14 protein-coding genes are annotated in these 18520 nt (G+C 72.9%); 5 read left to right on the plus strand and 9 right to left on the minus strand.

Annotation, left to right across the window (positions count from 1 at the left end):
- Nucleotides 1-93: 93 nt before the first annotated feature.
- Nucleotides 94-609: a DUF6879 family protein gene (locus tag ACFYMO_RS19955; protein ID WP_366770549.1), complete on the plus strand. Its 516-nt coding sequence runs from the start codon at nt 94-96 to the stop codon at nt 607-609.
- Nucleotides 610-843: 234 nt separating this feature from the next.
- Here the strand turns inward: ACFYMO_RS19955 and glnA are convergent, their stop codons facing one another.
- Nucleotides 844-2259, minus strand: a complete 1416-nt coding sequence (gene glnA / locus ACFYMO_RS19960; RefSeq protein ID WP_360295256.1) for a type I glutamate--ammonia ligase — start codon at nt 2257-2259, stop codon at nt 844-846.
- Between the two features lie 478 nt (nt 2260-2737).
- On the opposite strand from glnA, the gene ACFYMO_RS19965 reads away from it, so the two are divergent.
- Nucleotides 2738-3208, plus strand: coding sequence for an RDD family protein (locus tag ACFYMO_RS19965; RefSeq protein WP_366770550.1), 471 nt, complete (start codon nt 2738-2740; stop codon nt 3206-3208).
- Between the two features lie 228 nt (nt 3209-3436).
- Here the strand turns inward: ACFYMO_RS19965 and ACFYMO_RS19970 are convergent, their stop codons facing one another.
- The 4 genes from ACFYMO_RS19970 to lipB all read right to left on the minus strand — a co-directional run bounded on the left by ACFYMO_RS19970 (nt 3437) and on the right by lipB (nt 6744).
- Nucleotides 3437-4126 (minus strand): DUF4191 domain-containing protein, encoded by a 690-nt coding sequence (locus tag ACFYMO_RS19970; RefSeq protein ID WP_074998397.1) that lies wholly within the window; start codon nt 4124-4126, stop codon nt 3437-3439.
- A gap of 221 nt (nt 4127-4347) precedes the next feature.
- On the minus strand, nt 4348-4536 hold the full coding sequence (locus ACFYMO_RS19975) for a hypothetical protein (RefSeq protein WP_019358756.1): 189 nt from the start codon (nt 4534-4536) through the stop codon (nt 4348-4350).
- Between the two features lie 272 nt (nt 4537-4808).
- Nucleotides 4809-5756 carry a lipoyl synthase gene (lipA, locus tag ACFYMO_RS19980; protein WP_019358757.1) on the minus strand — a complete coding sequence of 316 codons (948 nt, stop codon included), beginning with the start codon at nt 5754-5756 and terminating at the stop codon, nt 4809-4811.
- Nucleotides 5757-5901: 145 nt separating this feature from the next.
- Nucleotides 5902-6744: a lipoyl(octanoyl) transferase LipB gene (lipB, locus tag ACFYMO_RS19985; RefSeq protein WP_366770551.1), complete on the minus strand. Its 843-nt coding sequence runs from the start codon at nt 6742-6744 to the stop codon at nt 5902-5904.
- Between the two features lie 241 nt (nt 6745-6985).
- Between lipB and ACFYMO_RS19990 the strand changes: the two genes are divergently transcribed.
- A complete protein-coding gene (locus ACFYMO_RS19990; RefSeq protein ID WP_388547772.1) occupies nt 6986-8707 on the plus strand; it encodes a regulator in 1722 nt (573 codons plus the stop codon).
- Here the strand turns inward: ACFYMO_RS19990 and ACFYMO_RS19995 are convergent.
- The gene (locus ACFYMO_RS19995; protein ID WP_388547775.1) at nt 8693-10132 is read right to left on the minus strand and encodes an MFS transporter; all 1440 of its coding nucleotides are present in this window, start codon (nt 10130-10132) and stop codon (nt 8693-8695) included. The two genes, ACFYMO_RS19990 and ACFYMO_RS19995, sit on opposite strands and share 15 nt — an antisense overlap.
- 96 nt (nt 10133-10228) lie before the next feature.
- On the opposite strand from ACFYMO_RS19995, the gene ACFYMO_RS20000 reads away from it, so the two are divergent.
- The gene (locus tag ACFYMO_RS20000; RefSeq protein WP_366770554.1) at nt 10229-11137 is read left to right on the plus strand and encodes a LysR family transcriptional regulator; all 909 of its coding nucleotides are present in this window, start codon (nt 10229-10231) and stop codon (nt 11135-11137) included.
- Nucleotides 11138-11275: 138 nt separating this feature from the next.
- On the opposite strand, the gene ACFYMO_RS20005 is transcribed toward ACFYMO_RS20000, so the two are convergent.
- On the minus strand, nt 11276-12634 hold the full coding sequence (locus ACFYMO_RS20005; protein ID WP_366770555.1) for a sensor domain-containing protein: 1359 nt from the start codon (nt 12632-12634) through the stop codon (nt 11276-11278).
- 342 nt (nt 12635-12976) lie between these two features.
- Between ACFYMO_RS20005 and ACFYMO_RS20010 the strand changes: the two genes are divergently transcribed.
- Nucleotides 12977-15367, plus strand: a complete 2391-nt coding sequence (locus ACFYMO_RS20010; protein ID WP_366770556.1) for an MMPL family transporter — start codon at nt 12977-12979, stop codon at nt 15365-15367.
- 61 nt (nt 15368-15428) lie between these two features.
- Here the strand turns inward: ACFYMO_RS20010 and ACFYMO_RS20015 are convergent, their stop codons facing one another.
- Nucleotides 15429-16907 carry an APC family permease gene (locus ACFYMO_RS20015; protein ID WP_366770557.1) on the minus strand — a complete coding sequence of 493 codons (1479 nt, stop codon included), beginning with the start codon at nt 16905-16907 and terminating at the stop codon, nt 15429-15431.
- On the minus strand, nt 16907-18490 hold the full coding sequence (locus ACFYMO_RS20020) for a GMC family oxidoreductase (RefSeq protein WP_388547780.1): 1584 nt from the start codon (nt 18488-18490) through the stop codon (nt 16907-16909). The genes ACFYMO_RS20015 and ACFYMO_RS20020 overlap by 1 nt, the downstream gene beginning before the upstream one ends.
- Nucleotides 18491-18520: the final 30 nt, after the last annotated feature.

Here is an 18520-nt window from a genome sequence, read left to right on the forward strand (position 1 = left end):
CCAGTACCGACCCCGGCTCATCGACGGCTGCCTCGCCGAGACCGGTCTCGCCATCAGCCCCTGACCGGAGGCGACACCACGAGTTCAACCTCAGTGATCACCGGCGTCGAACGCAACCTGCTCATTGAGACCTGTGAGCACGACGCGTTCCACCTGGAACTGCGGGACGACTATTCGGTGCCCGACGAGGACGGACCGTTCGAGAGCTGGCTCCGCGACGAGCCGGTGGACTACGCGTTCATGAAGCCGTGGACGCAGATGGTCAAGCGGCTGACGGGCGAGGGGAAGGTCGTTCGACGCGTCCGCATCGTCTCCCACCCCCACACGCCGTACATCCGGTGGGAGCACCGCACCACTCCCCGCAACCTGGAGGCCGGCGAGGACATCCGCTGGCTCCCCCGTCACACCGTTCCCGACGATCTGGTCTTCCCGTTCGGCGGGAAGGACTGGTGGCTCATGGACGACCGCCTCCTGACGGTGGGACACACCATGGCCGGACGGGTGACGGGACACGAGATCATCGACGGCCCCAAGTGCATCGCTGAGGCCGTCGCGCTCCGCGATGCCCTGTGGTCCCTCGCCATCCCGCACAGCGAGTACCGGCCTTGACATCCATGATGCGGGCCGACGGTGGCCGAGCCGACGACAAGGGCCGCCATCCCGGGCAGGGACGGCGGCCCTCACATCTGTCCTGACGTCACGTCAGAGAATCAACCGGCCGGTGCACACCCGGTGCACAAGAGCCCGGAAATCAGCCGGAACCAATGAGAAACAGAAAGCACTGTTCCCGCAGGCCGCAGCAGATTTCCAGGGCCCCGGCCCAGATAGGCCCGACCCCGCTCCTCAGAGGTCGAAGTACAGCTCGAACTCGTGCGGGTGGGGGCGGAGCTGCATGGGGGCGATCTCGTTGGTGCGCTTGTAGTCGATCCAGGTCTCGATCAGGTCGGCGGTGAAGACGCCGCCGGCCTGGAGGTACTCGTTGTCGGCCTCCAGGGCGTCCAGGACGGCCGGGAGCGAGGTGGGGACCTGGGCGACGTCGGCGTGCTCTTCGGGGGCGAGCTCGTAGAGGTCCTTGTCGATCGGCTCGGCGGGCTCGATCTTGTTCTTGATGCCGTCCAGGCCGGCCAGCATCAGCGCGGAGAAGGCCAGGTACGGGTTGGACGAGGGGTCCGGGGCGCGGAACTCGACGCGCTTGGCCTTGGGGTTGGAGCCGGTGATCGGGATCCGCATCGCGGCCGAGCGGTTGCGCTGCGAGTAGACGAGGTTGACCGGGGCCTCGAAGCCGGGGACCAGGCGGTGGTAGGAGTTCACCGTCGGGTTGGTGAAGGCCAGCAGTGAGGGGGCGTGGCGCAGGATGCCGCCGATGTAGTAGCGGGCGGTGTCCGAGAGGCCCGCGTAGCCCTGCTCGTCGTAGAAGAGGGGGTTGCCGCCCGACCACAGGGACTGGTGGACGTGCATGCCGGAGCCGTTGTCGCCGAAGATCGGCTTGGGCATGAAGGTGGCGGTCTTGCCGTTGCGCCAGGCGGTGTTCTTGACGATGTACTTGAACAGCATCAGGTCGTCGGCCGCGGCCAGCAGCGTGTTGAACTTGTAGTTGATCTCCGCCTGGCCCGCGGTGCCCACCTCGTGGTGCTGGCGCTCGACCTGGAGTCCGGCGCGGGTCAGCTCGAGGGAGATCTCGGCACGGAGGTCGGCGAAGTGGTCGACGGGCGGGGCCGGGAAGTAGCCGCCCTTGTAGCGGACCTTGTAGCCGCGGTTGCCGCCGTCCTCAAGGGCGCCGGTGTTCCAGGCTCCCGCCTCGGAGTCGATCTCGTAGAAGGAGCGGTTCGCGGTGGTCTCGAAGCGGGCGCTGTCGAACACGTAGAACTCCGCCTCCGGGCCGAAGAACGCCGTGTCGGCGATCCCGGAGGAGGCGAGGTACGCCTCGGCCTTCTTGGCCACGTTCCGCGGGTCACGGCTGTACTGCTCGCCGGTGATCGGGTCGTGGATGAAGAAGTTGATGTTGAGGTGCTTCTCGGAGCGGAACGGGTCCAGCCGCGCGGTGGACAGGTCCGGCACCAGCGCCATGTCGGACTCGTGGATGGCCTGGAATCCGCGGATCGAGGAGCCGTCGAACATCAGGCTCTCGGCCGGGTCGAAGGACTCCGCGGGAACGGCGAAGTGCTGCATGACGCCGGGCAGGTCGCAGAAACGGACGTCGATGAATTTGACGTCGTTGTCCGCGATGTACTTCTTGGCCTCGTCGGCGTTCTGGAACATCCATCCTCCTAGTCCCGCCGCGTCGGGACGGGCTTGCTCCGGCTCCGGGTGCGGGCACGAGGGCTCCGCACGCCTGGTGGCCGACATTAGGCAGGGGCCATTTCTCCAGCATGACTCAACTGTTTCGCTGATGTTAACCACCAGCCGGGGCCGGTACCGGTTAACCGTGCGGAGTACGACTGTTACGGTCGGTTTGCGCGGGTCTTGCGAACCGTTTGCCCGGGGAGGAGCCCGGGGAGGCGTTCGACGCCAGATGGTGGGCTCGCGGAGCCGGCCCCTCGGGGGATCCGGGGCGCGGGCACCGGCGGAGATGTACACCGTACGGTGATCATCGTACGGCGTACGAGCTGTCGCCGCCCGCCCGGGACCGTCGCCCCCTCCGGTCGCCCGGGTTCGTCGCCCAGTCCCCCGTTCACCCAGCGGGCCGGTCGCCGGACGGGGCCGGTCCGCGGGGAAGGCGGCGCGATACCGTTGCCGGGTGGACAACAGGGAAGCAATCGGGTCATGGCTGTCCGGACCGCGGGCCGCCGCGGAGGAGATGGGCGCCGATTTCGGCTACCGCGGCAAGCAGCTCGGGCTCCCCGCCGAGGGCCCCGGCTCGATCGCGCCGGTCGGCCGGAGGATCGGTGCGCTCTTCATCGACTGGGCGCTCTCGGCCCTCATCGCGTTCGGGCTGCTCGCGGGACGCCGCCTGGAGGCCACCAACAACTGGACGCTCGTCGTCTTCCTCGTCATGAGCCTGCTGACCGTCGGCACGGTCGGCGCCACCCCCGGGAAGCGGCTGCTGGGGCTGCGTGTGGTCGCGCTGGACGGACTGGAGAGGCTGCCGGTGTGGCGAACTGCGGTACGTACGGTGCTGCTCGGCCTCGCCGTGCCGGCGCTCGTCTGGGACCGCGACAACCGCGGACTGCACGACCGCCTCTCGGGCTCGGTCCAGGTGCGGGCCTGAACCGTTCGCGGCCGTCCCCGCACCGGGCATGAGGACCGCGGGCCCGTCCCCGCGCCGGGCATGAGGACCGCGCGCGCCTCCCCGCGCCCGGCATGAGGATCGCGACACTCCTCGTCTCCTCGTAGCACCGGGCATGAGGAGGGGGCAGGGGGCGGAGCCCCTCTTCGGAGCCCCGCCCCCTGCCGCTGCCTCTTGGCTGCCGCCCCCGTGCGATCGCGCGGAACGCCGCTAGCGGCCCTGCGGGCCCTTGGGGAGCTTCATGCCCTTGGGCATCGGACCCTTCGGGATGGGCATGTTGCTCATGAGGTCGCCGAGCGCACGGAGGCGGTCGTTGATCTGGGTGACCTCGGAGCCCTGGAGCGTGCGGGGCAGCTTCATGATCCTGACCCGGAGCTTCTTCAGCTCGACCTGGCCCTCGTCGTTGCCGACGACGAGAGTGTGGACCGGTACGTCGCCGACGACGCGGCTCATCTTCTTCTTCTCGGACGCCAGCAGGCCGCGCAGCCGGTTCGGGTTGCCCTCGCCGACCAGGACGATGCCCGCCTTGCCGACCGCCCGGTGTACCACGTCCTGGCTGCGGTTCATCGCCACGGCCGGGGTGACCTGCCAGCCGCGGCCGATGTTCTCCAGTACGGCGGCCGCCGCTCCCGGCTGGCCCTCCATCTGTCCGAACGCGGCCCGCTCAGCGCGGCGCCCGAAGATGATCGCGCAGGCCAGCAGGCCCAGCAGCACGCCGACGATCCCCAGGTAGACCGGGTGACCGATCAGAAAGCCGACCGCGAGGAGTACACCGAAGGTGACAAGCCCCACGCCGGCCAGGATCCAACCGATCTTCCGGTCCACGCGCCGGGTCATCTTGTACGTCTGGGCGATCTGCTTGAGCCGCCCAGGATTCTCGGTGTTGTCCTTCCTCGCCATGCGGGGCAGTTTACGTGGCAGCGCGGGCGGGGTGCTGCGCGGCCGGGGCTACCGGGCCCGGCGACCGGGACCGGCCCGGTCGGAGCCCGGACGGGAGGCTCGGTTCACCCCCGGACAGGCCCCGGACAGGCCCGGGGACGGCCGGATGCCGCGGGGCGAACCCGCGGACCATGCCCGCCGGCGCGGACCCGCGGGCCGGGACGGTGGTGGACCCGCGAGGGTCAGCCCCGGGACGTCAGCAGTGCCCGGCGGTCCGAGGCCGCCTCCAGCACGGTCTCCGCCTCGTGCCGGGCCCGGGCCCGGCGGCGGTCCTCCAGGACCGCTGTCCATGCGTTGCGCCGGGCGACGCGCTGCCCGTTGCCGAAGAAAAGGTGTTCCAGACCTTCCAGTGCCCACAGGGTGGTCCGCACTGTCGTCCCCTCCGTCACATCCGTCTGAACCGGGCGCCTCGCACGGCCGTACGGGCCGTGTGTGCGCGGTACGTGGTTTCAGCGTTACGCATTGGTGTTACCAGGCGATGACCGGAGGGTCAAAGTCCACGAAAGCCTGTGCGGCGAAGCTCACGTTGATGAAGCCCGAATTCCGCTTCGCCGCACGGGTCGAGCCGCCCGGATCCGGCCACCCGGGGTCGCTCATGGGCGAGGCCCCGCCCATGAGCGACCGGAGCGGTCCCGGAGGCCGCTCAGGCGGCCGACGTCGTTCCGGCGCGCCGGGCCTCGACCGCCTGCTGGTACAGGCGTCCGGCGCGGTAGGAGGAGCGGACCAGCGGTCCGGACATGACGCCCGCGTACCCGATGGCGTCGGCCTCGTCCTTCAGCTCGACGAACTCCTGCGGCTTGACCCAGCGCTCGACGGGGTGGTGGCGCGGGGAGGGACGCAGGTACTGGGTGATGGTGATCAGCTCGGTACCGGCCTCGTGCAGGTCCCGCAGGGCCTCGCTGATCTCCTCGCGGGTCTCGCCCAGGCCCAGGATCAGGTTGGACTTGACGACCAGCCCGGCCTCGCGGGCGCGGGTGAGGACCTCCAGAGACCGCTCGTAGCGGAAGCCGGGGCGGATGCGCTTGAAGATCCGCGGCACCGTCTCGACGTTGTGCGCCAGCACCTCGGGACGGGAGGAGAAGACCTCGGCCAGCTGGTCGGGTTCGGCGTTGAAGTCGGGGATCAGCAGCTCGACACCGGTGTCGGGCATCATGCCGTGGATCTGGCGCACGGTCTCGGCGTAGAGCCAGGCGCCGCCGTCGTCGAGGTCGTCGCGGGCCACGCCGGTGATCGTCGCGTACCGGAGCTCCATGGTGCGGACCGACTCGGCGACCCGGCGGGGCTCGTCCCGGTCGAGTTCGGCGGGCTTGCCGGTGTCGATCTGGCAGAAGTCGCAGCGGCGGGTGCACTGCTCGCCACCGATCAGGAAGGTCGCCTCGCGGTCCTCCCAGCACTCGAAGATGTTGGGACAGCCCGCCTCCTGGCAGACCGTGTGCAGCCCCTCGCTCTTGACCAGGCTCTGGAGGGCGTTGTACTCGGGGCCCATTTTCGCCCGGGTCTTGATCCACTCGGGCTTGCGCTCGATGGGGGTCTGGCTGTTGCGGACCTCCAGGCGGAGCATCTTGCGACCGTCGGGTGCGACAGCGGACACGTCCGGCTCCCTACGTACTTTCGATTCAGCGGCGGCTCTCAGCCTACGCCTGCGGTTCACTGCTTGCGCACGGGCCGGAGCCCGGGAAATCTCATCGGCCCGCACGCGGGCCGGCCGGTGGACGCGGCCCGGACCCCGAGCGGGCTCAGACCGCCCGGGGCATCGGTGTGGCGGACTCCAGCACCTCGCGCAGGTGCTTCTCCATGAGGGGAAGCACCTCGGCGACCGGGACATTCCTGCCCAGCTCCTGGGAGAGCGAGGAGACGCCCGCGTCGCGGATGCCGCAGGGGACGATCCGGTCGAAACCGGTCGTGTCCGGGTCGCAGTTCAGGGCAAAGCCGTGCATGGTCACGCCCTTGGCGACGCGGATGCCGATCTGTGCCAGCTTCCGGTCCTCGCCCCGCTGGCCCGCGTTGGAGGGGGCGTACTCGGGGCCCATCAGGCGCGGGTCGTAGTCCTCCGGAACCGGCGGCCGGCCGTCCTGGCCGAGCCGCGGATCGAAGTCCAGGGCCAGGCCGGAGGCGGCGGACGGACCGGCGGCCCGGCCGAGGTCCTCGCCCAGGACCCACACGCCGCTGCGGCCCTCCACCCGCGTGGTCTCCAGGCCGAGCTCGGCGCAGGCGCGGATCATGGCCTCCTCGAGGCGGCGCACGTGCGCGACGACGTCGACGGGGCGCGGCAGCTTCAGGATCGGGTAGCCGACCAGCTGCCCGGGGCCGTGCCAGGTGATCTTGCCACCGCGGTCGACGTCCACGACCGGGGTGCCGTCGAGCGGGCGCTCGCTGTCCTCGGTACGCCGTCCGGCCGTGTAGACCGGGGGATGCTCGAGCATCAGGCAGGTGTCGGGCACCTCGTCGGCGAAGCGCGCGGCGTGCACCCGCTTCTGCTCCTGCCAGGCGTCCAGGTAGTCGACGGCGTTCTCGCCGAATCCGAGGTGGACGAAGCGCAGTTCGCCGTCCGCCGGACCCGTCGGCCGGGAGTCTCCCATGCCTTCTCTCCTTCGTAAGCCCGCTGCGCGCACCCGGGGTGGCGGGCTGCTCCACACGCGCGCCCCCCGCCACTCTACGGCCGCCGCGGACCGTCCCCGCAGGTGGTCGCCTACTCACACGTACGGATGAATGCACGACGAAGGAGGCGAACGCCGTACGGGGGGCCGTTACATTCGCGCCGTTCCAGCAGGGCGCCCCGGCGTCTGATCCAAGCCGTGAGGGCAGGAGACCGCATACCTGATGACGATGGAACGACCTGGGGAAACCGTGGCCGACGCGGCACCGTCCTCCCAGCAGCGCATCCCCAACCGCCAGCTCGCCGCCCTGATCGCGGAAGCCGGCTTCTCCAACGCGGGCCTGGCCAGGCGGGTGGACCAGCTCGGCCTCGAACACGGCCTCGACCTGCGCTACGACAAGACATCGGTGACCCGGTGGCTGCGCGGCCAGCAGCCCAGGGGCACCACGCCCGCGCTGATCGCCGAGGTCTTCACCCGGCGCCTGGGGCGGCGGCTGACGGCGCAGGATCTCGGACTCGACGCCTGTGCGCCCGTGTACGCCGGGCTGGAGTTCGCGGCGTCCCCCGCCGAGGCGGTGGACATCGTCAGCGGGCTGTGGCGCAAGGACTCCGGCAGCCACGCCGAGCTGCGCAAGATCGCGTTCACCCCGGCAGGGCTCGTGGTGCCGAGCCGGGACTGGCTGATCGGCCGCGCCGACGAGCGGGTGGCCCGCGGGCCGGAGCCGGAGAGCCCGGGCGGTCCCGGCGGGCCGCCGGGACCGGGCGGCGGCGGTGCCGGCGGCGGCTCGGCGGGCCCTGCCGCGGCCGGGATCGGCGCGTCCGGGGTCGGCGCCGCCCTGGGCGCGTCCCGCGGGCAGGGCTCCGGGCACGGTGCGGGCTCCGGGCACGGGCTCGGCGCCGCGGCTGCCAGGCCGGGCGGCGCGGGTCCCGGTGGCGGGCTGCGGGTTCCGGCCCAGACCCGGGTCGGCGGCGGCATCGGGATGGCGAGCAGAGCGCCGTCGCTGGCGGCGGCCCGGCTGGAACGGGTGGAGCGCGGTCCGGGTCAGCGGGTCTCGGGAGGCGACGTGGCGGCGCTGCGCTCGGTGTGCGAACTCTTCCGGGCCCTGGACCACGCCTACGGCGGCGGGCACGCGCGGCAGGCGCTGGTGCGGTATCTGGAGCACGAGGCGGAGCCGATGCTGCGCGGCGTCTACGGCGAACAGCTCGGCAGACGGCTCTTCGCCGCCGCGGCCGACCTGACCCGGCTGGCGGGCTGGACCTCCTACGACATCGCCGCGCACGGGCTGGCTCAGCGCTACTTCGTGCAGGCGCTGCGCCTGACGCAGGCCGCGGGCGACCGCGCCTTCGGCAGCTATGTGCTGGTGACGATGAGCAGGCAGGCCGTCTATCTGGGGCACGGGCGGGAGGCGGTGCAGCTGGCCCGGGTGGCGCAGCAGGGCGTGGGGACCTCGGTGCCGCCGGTGGTCCAGGCGCTGCTGCACGCGGCCGAGGCGCGCGGGCACGGGGTGCTGGGCGAGGTGCGGGCCTGCACGGCGTCGCTGGCCCGCGCCGAGCGGGCACTGGAGGCGGCCCGGCCGAGCGAGGACGTGCCCGGCTGGGCGCGGTTCTTCGACGAGGCGCAGCTCGCCGACGAGCTCGGGCACTGCCACCGGGATCTGCAGCAGTACCGCGCCGCGGCGCAGCACGCGGAGCGGTCGCTCCAGTTGCGCGGCGCCGGGTTCGCCCGCAGCCGGCTGTTCTGCCGGGTGGTGCTGGCCTCGGCGCGGCTGGGCCTGGGCGAGATCGAGCAGGCGTGCGGGCTGGCCGCCGAGGCCGCGCACCAGGCCGCGGAGATGCGGTCGGTGCGGGCGCACGAGTACGTACGGGACTTCGAGCGGCGGCTGGAGCCCTACCGGGACGCGGCGGCGGTACGGCAGTACCGGGAGAAGGTCTCAGCGATGGTGTGAGGCCCGGAGCCGGAGCGCGGCCGCCACGGGGAGGACGGCGGCCGTCAGGGCGGCGAGGACGCCGAAGGTCGCGGGCAGGCTGAGGGAGAAGGCCTGGGCCACGGCGCCGGTCAGCAGTGCGCCGGCGCCGTAGGCCGAGTCGAAGGTCATGTTCCAGGCGGCGCTGATCGCTGCGTGGCGCTCGGGTCCGGTCCGGTGGAACATCGCCACGAGCGTGTCGTTCTGCAGCGCGCCCATGCCCAGCCCGAAGACGAGGGCCGCCGCCACCGCCGCGACCGTGCCTGCCGCGGCGCCGCCGCCCTCCGGCGCCGCGGGGCCACCCCCGACGACGGCGAACGCCGCTGTCGCCAGCGCGCACAGGGCCGCGCAGGGTGCCATGAAGCGCCCGGTGCCGCCGCGCCGGTCGCTCCACTCCCCCGCGGCCCAGCGGCCGATGGTCAGCGCGGCGGAGAGCGTGAGCAGCGCGGCCGGCGCCGCCTGGGGCGCGAGTGCGAGCGGGAGGAAGGACATCAGGCTGCCCAGCGCGCACACGGACGCCAGCAGCAGCAGAACGGGCGCCGCCAGCAGGCGTACGGGCAGCCCGCGCAGCGGGCCCGGTCCGCTCCGGGTGCCCGGCGCCGTATCGGTAGGGGACGTCGCGGTGCGGGCGCTCCGGGCCTCCGGTACGGAGGTGCCCGCCTCCGCGGTGCCCGGTCCGGCGGTGCGTGCCCGGCGGCGGCCGCGGGAGGGGCCGTGGCCGGCGAGGACCGCGGCGCCGAGCGGAGCACCGAGCGTCCCCAGTGCGGCGGAGACCGCGAAGACCGGGACGAAGCCGAACTCCGCCACCGCCCACACCGCCGCGGGGACCAGCGTCGCGGCCGGGAGCCCCACGGCGACGCCGTACCAGCCCAGCGCCCTGCCGCGCTGGCCCGGGCCGGCCAGGCGGGCGGCGAGTGCGCTGCCCGCGACGGTGACCAGGCCGAAACCCGTCCCGCGGAGAGCCGAGACCGCCACCGTCCACGGGAGTGCCGAGGTGAGCGGGTACCCCAGGCAGGGCAGGCCGATCAGCAGCGCGCCCCCGCCCAGCACCCAGGACGCCGGTATGCGGCGCAGGATGCGGCCGGTGGTGAGCTGCGTCGCCACCGTCGTCGCCATGTGCACGGCAGTCGTCGCACCCGCTCCACCGTGTCCGCTTCCGCCGTGCTCGGCCCACAGCGGGACGATCGAGAGCATCGGGGTGGCGCTGCCGAAGACGGCGAAGGTGGCGGCGAGCAGGAGGAGGAAGTCGCGGCTCGCCAGCCCGGGCGCGGCGGCGCCCCCGGACGCGGCGGACGTCCCGGACGCGGGACCGGACGGGGCTCCGGCTGCGACCGCGGCCGCAGCGGAGCGGCGGTCGGGGGAACTCGGCCGCGTCCGGTGGGGGCGGCGGGAGGGGAGAGTGCTCATGAACGAGTTGTAGAACGCCGGTACTCATCGAGTCCAACGAACGTTCCCGATCAGATGCATCGGCATTGCCGATGCGTGGAGTTAGCCTCGACAGCCATGGAGCTGAAGCATCTGGAGACCTTCCTGGTCGTGGCCCGCCACCTCCACTTCACCCGCGCGGCCAGGGAGTTGGGGTATGTGCAGTCCAGCGTCACGGCACATGTCAAGTCACTGGAGACGGAGTTGGGGGTGGCGCTGTTCGAGCGCCCGGGGCGGCGGGTGGCGCTGACCGAATCGGGCCGGGAGCTGTGCGAGCATGCGCGGGTGCTCCTCGGCCGGGCCGAGCAGGCACGGGACGCCGTACGCGGCGCGGGCGAGGATCCGGACCGGATGCGGGGCACGCTGCGGATGGCGGCGCCGGAGAGTCTGTGCGCGCACCATCTGCCGCCGGTGCTGCGCGCCATGCGCACCCGCTTCCCCCGGCTGCATCTGGCCTTCCGGCCCGCGGGACGCGGTCCCCTGCTGGACGCGCTGGCCGAGGGGACGATCGACGCGGGGTTCCTCCAGGAGGAGGCGGTCACCGCGCCCGGGGTGGTGGCCGAGCGGATGCGGCGCGAGCCCCTCCGGCTGGTGGCCCGGCCGGAGCATCCGCTGGCCGGGAAGCGGCGGGTCGCGACGGAGGAGCTGGCCGGGGAGACGGTACTGCTGCTGGAGCCGGGATGTGTGCAGCGGGTGGTGATGGAGCGCGAACTGAGCCGGGCGGGGCTGTGCCCGCCCACGGTCGAGTTCTTCAGCCTGGAGGCGCTGCGGCGCTGCGCGGCGGCGGGACTGGGAGTGGGGGCCGCGCCGGCCTCCTCGGTGGACGGGGAGATCGCCCGCGGCGAACTGGCCGCCCTGGCCTGGGAGCACCGGCCGGTGCTGGACGTCTTCTTCGTCCGGCATGCCACCCGCTCGGTGCCGCGGGCCGTCCGGGAGCTGGCGGCGCTGGCCCGCGAACTGTGGTCCGGCCCGGAGCCGGCGGCCTGAACGCCGGCTCCGGACACGGGCCCGCGTCCGGACCCGGAACCGGCCGGGAGTCGCCGGGCTCGGACCGGTCCGGGAGGCGGCGCGGCCGGCGGACCACCAGGCGCGCGCCCCGGAACCGGGGCGGGAGCAGCGCCGGGCTCAGGCCCGGTGCACCGGGCGGCAGGGGATCTCCAGGGTGACCATGGTGGGGCCGCCGGGCGGGCTGCTGACGGCCACGATGCCGTCGAAGGGGCCCAGCCGGCGCTCGATTCCGGTGATCCCCGACCCCTTCGAGGCGTCGGCGCCGCCCTGTCCGTCGTCGGTGACGGACATCCGCAGCATGCCGCCCGCTTCGTAGGAGTAGTGGATGTCCAGCCAGATGCGGTCGGCCTGCGCATGCTTGACCGCGTTGGTGAGGACCTCGCTGACCGCGAAGTACGCCGCCGACTCGACCGGTTCGGCGAACCGGCCGGGCAGCTCGATGTCGGTCACGACCGGTACCTGCGTCCGCAGCGCGAGGGCTTCGGCCGCGTCGCCCAGCCCCCGCTCGGCGAGCACCGGCGGGTGGATGCCGCGCACCAGGTCGCGCAGTTCGGTCAGCGCCTCCGCCGAGGAGGCCCGGGCCTGGCCGAGGAGCTGCTTGGCCTTTCCGGGGTCCTGCTCGACGAGCGCCTCGATGGTGCCCAGGCTCATGCCCATGGCGACCAGCCGGGCCTGCGCGCCGTCGTGCAGGTCCCGCTCGATGCGGCGCAGTTCGGCCGCCGAGGTGTCCACCGCGTCGTGCCGCGTCTCGTACAGCTGCTCGACGCGCCGGGACAGCCGGGCGCCGCGGGTGGGGGCCAGCAGTCCACCGGCCAGCCGGAAGTGCGCGGTGATCAGGTGCGGGTTGACGTAGCGGGCCAGCACCAGCAGGGCGCTGCCGAGGACCGCGCACAGCGCCGCGTCGCCGAAGGTGTCCAGGTGGATGAAGCCGTACCAGTAGTCGCCCGCGACGGCCCGCCACACGCCCGCGAACATCACCCAGCCCTCCAGGCCGTAGCCGATCAGTGCGGTCGGCAGCAGGGCGAGGACGAAGCCGGCGACGGCGTCGGTGAACAGCCAGCACAGGTCCCGCCAGGTGGCGGGGTCCTTGAGCATCAGTACGCAGCGCTCGACGTGCCCGGCGAGGCCGTGCGGGCCGGGCGGCAGCGGCCGGTAGGGGCCGGCGATGTCCAGGCCCGCCCATTCCCCGGCGAGCGCCCGGCGCTGGTCGGCGTGCACGCGCACGACGTGCAGGAGCCACGGGGTGCTGGCCGCTCCGATGCCGAGCAGCGTCAGCACCAGCGACACCAGCGTCATCACGAACAGGGCCAGCGAGACGCCGAGGGAGAGTGCCATCAGGACGAGGCCGCGCCCGGCAGCCAGCAGCGCCGCGCCCGTCGGGCCGCCCGCCCGCCTTCCCCGGGGTGCGGCTCCGGGCCGCCCCTCGTCCGGACGCCCCGCCGCCGCCCGGGCCTCGACCGCCCCGCTCATGTCCACCGTCCGACTCCGGTCACCGCTGGTCCCCGCCTTCCTCGCACGTCCCTCAAGCCTCTTACGTCTCGTCCGCCGGTACCCGCCGCCCACGGAGCGGGCCCGGTGCCGGCGTCCTGGCACGGCTCCAGTCTGCGTCGCCGCGGGCCCGCCGGCACGGGCCCGGGCCGCCTTCCCGGGGGTGCACCTAGCACCACCACCGGGGTCTCCTTCCGGCTCCGCGGTACGGGGGCTCGGCGGCTGTGGGCGGCCGCCCGGCGTTCCTAGCGTCGTTCCTGCCCGGCGCGGACAGGTTCGGCGGCCGCTTCGGGGCCCATCGGCGCAGCATCGACGAGACGGGGAGCACCCATGCGCAGAGCGACCACACCCAGCAGCCCTCCGGGAGGTGCCGCCCGGCCGGTCCCACGGGGAGCGGCCGCGCGGCTTGCGGACTGGAGCGTCCGGCACCGCAGATCGGCGGTGATCGGCTGGCTGCTCTTCGTCGTCCTCGCCACCGCGCTGGGCGGGATGGCCGGGCTGACCGAACCGACCGACAGCGAGCAGTCCGTGCGGGACTCGGCACGGGCGACCGCCATCCTGGAGGACGCCGGGATCGACGAGCCGCCGGCCGAGTCGGTGATGGTCACCAGCCCGGACAAGGGCGGATGGCGGGCGGCCGCTGACGAGGTCGCCCGCGCCGTCCGCGCGACCGGTGAGGTCGCGCACGTCCGCGAGCCGGTACCGGCCGCCGACGACCGCGCGGGCCTGATCGGCTTCCGGATGCGGGACGAGACGGACGGCGCCGACGAGGAGCCGATCGACAAGGTGCTCGGCGCCGTGGACCGGGTCCGCGACGCGCACCGCGGCGACGGCGTCGAGATCCGGCAGTACGGCGAGGCCAGCGCCATGAAGTGGCTGAACGGAATCCTGGGCGACGACTTCGCCAAGGCCGAGTGGACGGCCGTCCCGCTGGCCCTGGGCATCCTGCTGGTGGCCTTCGGGGCGCTGGTGGCCGCGCTGCTGCCGGTGGCGCTCGCGCTGACGGCGTTCCTCGCCGCGAACGGCATCCTGGCGCTGCTCTCCGGCGCGCTGCACATCGACGAGACGACCAACTCGGTGATGCTGCTGATGGGCCTCGCGGTCGGGGTCGACTACTGCCTCTTCTACCTGCGGCGGGAACGGGACGAGCGGGCCGCAGGGCGGGATCCGGAAACCGCGCTGCGGATCGCCGCCGCCACCAGCGGCCGTGCCGTGCTGGTGTCGGGCCTGACGGTGATGGTGGCGATGGCGGGCATGTTCTTCTCCGGGCTGCTGTTGTTCAAGGGCTTCGCCGTGGCCACGATCCTGGTCGTCTGCATCGCGATGCTGGGCTCCGTGACGATCCTGCCCGCGCTGCTGTCCTGGCTGGGCGACCGCGTCGAGAAGGGCAAGGTCCCCTTCCTGGGCGGCCGCAAGCGGGAGCGGGCGGCCGGGCGGCGCAGGCCGGCGGGCCGGATCTCCGGTGCGCTGCTGCGCCCGGTGCTGGCGGCCCCGGGGGTGTGCGCGGTGCTCGCCGCCATGGCGATGCTGGCGCTGGCGGCCCCGGCACTGGGGATGAGGACCGAGCAGCTTCCGCTGGACAAGCAGATGCCGAAGGACGCCGGGCTGCGGATCGACGCGGAGAAGATCGGCGAGCGGTTCCCCGGCGGCCCGGCTCCGGCCCGGGTCGTCCTCAAGGCCGACGACGTGGACGCGCCGAGGACCCGCGCGGCACTGGCGGAGTTCACCCGCACGGTCCGCGGCGACAGCGGACACTTCGGACGCGGCGTGGAGACGGCGGTGCACGCCGGGCAGGACGTCGCCGTCATCGACGTCCCGCTGGCGGGCGACGGCACCGACGCGACGTCGCTGGCCGCGCTGAAGGTGCTGCGCGAGCGGATCGTCCCGGACACGCTGGGCCCGGTCGCCGCCGACGGGCAGGTCTACACGGCCGGGGAGCTGGCCGGATCGGAGGACTTCAAGGACCAGTTGAAGGAGGGCATCGTGCCGGTGCTGGTCTTCATCACCACCGTCACGTTCCTGCTGATGCTGGTCTGCTTCCGCTCGGTGCCCGTCGCGCTCGCCTCGATCGTCCTCAACCTGCTGTCGGTGGGCGCCGCCTACGGCGTGATGACGGCGGTCTTCCAGCACGGCTGGGGGGCCTCGCTGTTCGGCACCGAGGCGGTGGGTGCCATCGAGTCGTGGATGCCGCTGTTCGTGCTGGTCGTCCTCTTCGGCCTGTCGATGGACTACCACGTCTTCGTGGTCTCCCGGATCCGCGAGGCCAGGGACCGGGGCATGAGCACCCGCGACGCCATCGGCGACGGGATCCGGGCCACGGCCTCGGCGGTGACCGGTGCCGCGCTCATCATGGTCGCGGTCTTCGCGGTCTTCGCGACGCTGTCGATGCAGGACATGAAGCAGATGGGCGTCGGGCTCTCGGTGGCCGTGCTGCTGGACGCGACCGTCGTGCGGATGGTGCTGCTGCCGGCGGTGCTGATGCTGCTGGGCGAGCGCAGCTGGTATCTGCCGCGCGCGCTGCGCGGGCTGCCGCACCTGGCGCACGGGGACGGCGGGAGCGAGGGGACCGTCGGGCCCGACGGGTTCGACGTCGACGACGGGTTCGGCCGTCAGGCGACCGGCGCGGCCGCGTCCGCCGCACCGCAGGAGGCCTGGGGAGCCGGGCCCGGCGGGCACCCCGGGCGCCGCTCCGGCGAGCGGCCCCCCGAGCGCATCGGGTAGCCGGCCCGGCCCGGCCGGACGGCGGCGCTCCGCGGATCTCCGCGGGGCGCCGCCGCCGCGCTCAGCGTGCCGCGTGCCGGGGCTGGGGCACCGCGTCGCCCGACGGGGCGTCGCCGCGCCCGTAGTGGTGGGTGGTGAACATGTACACCAACCCGGCGGCGACGACCACTCCGCCGCTGAGCAGCACGATGTAGTTGGAGTACCAGGGCTCCTCGGGAGTGCGGGCCCAGCAGATGTTGACGATGGCGAAGATGCCGTAGGCCAGCGCCGCGCCGTTGACCAGCAGGCCCCAGCGGCCGAGGGTGAACTCGCCGGTGGCGCGCCAGCCCTTCAGCCGGGCCCGCAGCGCCGCGAGGACGACCATCTGGAACGAGCCGTAGATGCCGAGGATCGCGAACGACACGATCTTGGTGAGGGCGTTCTCGGAGACCAGCGAGCCGAAGGCGATCAGTCCGGGGATGACGGCGGCCACCAGCAGCGCCACCTCGGGTACGGCCCGCTTGTGCGAGAAGCGCCGCAGCAGCTTGTGGCCGACGACCATCCGGTCGCGGGCGTAGGAGTAGATGAGGCGGCCCGCTGCCGCTTGCAGACTGATGGTGCAGGAGAGGAAGGAGATGAGGACGACGGCCATCACCAGCCGCGCCCCGGCCTCTCCCATGGCGTCGAAGAGGACGTTGACCACCGGGTCGGAGTCCTCGCCGGAGATCACCGCGCCGTAGTCGGTGACGGACAACAGCAGCGAGCCACAGGTGAAGGTGGCCGCGGCGCCGCCGACGTAGATGGTGCGGCGCATCGCCTTGGGGATGACCAGGCCCGGGTGGGCGACCTCCTCGGCGGTGTCGCCGCACGCCTCGAACCCGTAGTACTGGTAGAAGCCGATGATGGCGGCGGCCAGGAAGACCGGCGCGTAGGAGCCGTCGCCCTGGGTGCCGTAGGTGTCGAAGATGACGCCGAGGCCGTGTTCGCGGTGGGTGACCAGCAGATAGACGCCGACGATGAGCGCGCCGACCAACTCGGCGCTGAAGCCGATCAGCGCCGCCAGCGACAGCGCCTTGGTGCCCGCGTAGTTGATGAGCGCGGCGACGACGATGAGGACGACGGTGCAGATCACCGTGTTGTGCACGCTGGCGCCGAAGCCGAACAGGATCGCGATGTAGGGGCCGGCGCCGTAGGCCACACTGGTGATCGTCACCAGCAGCGCCCACATGTAGACCCAGCCGGTCATCCACGCCCAGCGCATCCCCCACAGCCGCCGCGCCCACGGGTAGACGCCGCCCGCGATGGGGAACTGGGCGACGATCTCGCCGAAGACCAGTGACACCAGGAACTGTCCGCAGCCGGCCAGCAGGAACGCCCAGATCATCGGCGGCCCGCCCTCGGCGAGGGCCGAGCCGAAGAGGGTGTAGGTGCTCACCACGGGCGAGAGGTAGGTGAAGCCGAGGGCGAAGTTCGCCCACGGTCCCATCTCCTTGCGGAACTCCGAGCCGGGTGCGCCGTTCCCGCCCGCGGCGGCGGCCTCGGACTGCGGTGCTCCGCCCATCAGCGCTCGCCCCCCTCGGGCTGCGGGCCGGGCCGCCCGGTGATCAGGTCGGCGGCGCGTTCGGCGACCAGCAGCACCGTCACCATGGGGTTGATGCTGGGCATGCTGGGGAAGACCGAGGCGTCGACCACGCGTACCCCTTCCTGGCCGCGCAGCCGCAGCAGCGGGTCGACGACGGCCGTCGGGTCGTCGGCCGCGCCCATCCGGCAGGTACCGGCCGGGTGGTAGACGGTGTGGGCGACCCGCCGCCCGTACTCCGACAGCTCCGCGTCCGAGGTCACGCCGGGTCCGGGCGCGATCTCGCGCTTGAGCCAGTCGCGCAGCGGTGCGGTGTTCGCCACCTCGCGGGCCAGCCGCAGCCCGTCGACGACGGTCCGCTCGTCGTAGCCCTCGGGGTCGGTGAAGTAGCGGAAGTCCAGCGCCGGGTGGGCCGCCGGGTCGGCGCTGCGCAGCCAGAGCCTGCCGACGGAGCGGGCCCGGGGCACGTTCGGCGTCATGCACACCCCGTGCGGAGGGGTGGGGTAGCCGAGGCGTTCGGTGTTGACGGTGAAGGGCACCTGGTAGAAGTGCCACATCAGGTCGGGGCGGGGCTGGGCGGTGTCGCGGCGGACGAACAGCCCGGCGTCGGAGTCCATCGCCGAGTTCGGCGGCAGCGGTTGGTGCGTCTCCCAGACGATCACCGATTCGGGGTGGTCGAGCAGGTTCTCGCCCACCCCCGGCAGGTCGGCACGCACGCGGATGCCGAGCGCGGCCAGCTCGTCGGCGGGGCCGATCCCGGAGAGCAGCAGCAGCCGCGGGGTGTCCACGGCCCCCGCGCACAGCAGCAGCTCCCGCTCGGCGCGGACCGTGCCGGTGGTGCCGTCGGCGTACCGCACCCGCACCCGGGTGAGCCGCCCCGCCTCGTCGGGCTCCAGGCGGTAGGCCCAGGTCCGCAGCTTCAGCGTGAGGTTGGGCCGCTTGTCCATGACCGGGTGGAGGTAGGCGACGGACGCGGAGGAGCGGGTGTTGGTGGCCGGGTCGTAGGCGAGCGAGAAGAATCCGGCGCCGTCCGCGAAGGGGCGGCGGTTGAAGTCCTCGACGACGGGCACGTGCAGCGCCTCGGCGGCAGCGGTCACGAAGTCCCGCGCGATCGGATTGCGGTCCTTCTCGCCGACGGGGACGATGGTGTTCCGCAGCCGTCTGCGGTAGGGCAGCACGGTCATCGGGTCCCACCCCGCACACCCCATCCCCACCCACTCGTCCAGGTCCTGGGGGAAGGGCAGGAAGCTGATCAGCGTGTTGTGCGAGGAGCAGCCGCCCAGCACCTTGGCGCGGGAGTGGACGATGTGCGAGTTCCCGCGCGGCTGTTCGGTGGTGGTGTAGCCGTAGTCGTACTCCGACTCCAGCAGGTTGATCCAGTTGCGCAGCCGCAGCACCCGCTCGTCGCCGACGTCGCTGGGGCCGCCCTCGATGACGCACACCCGGCAGTCCGGGTCCTCGCTCAGCCGGGCCGCCAGCACGGAGCCCGCGGTGCCGCCGCCGACGATGACGTAGTCGTAGCCGTGCTCGCCCGTGTCCTGGCCGTTCTGGTCCGTCGCGTTCATGCCGGTCCTCTTCTCCCCGTCGTGTTCCGC

Origin of the sequence: Streptomyces sp. NPDC007025 (assembly GCF_042869455.1) — a bacterium.
GTDB lineage: Bacteria > Actinomycetota > Actinomycetes > Streptomycetales > Streptomycetaceae > Streptomyces.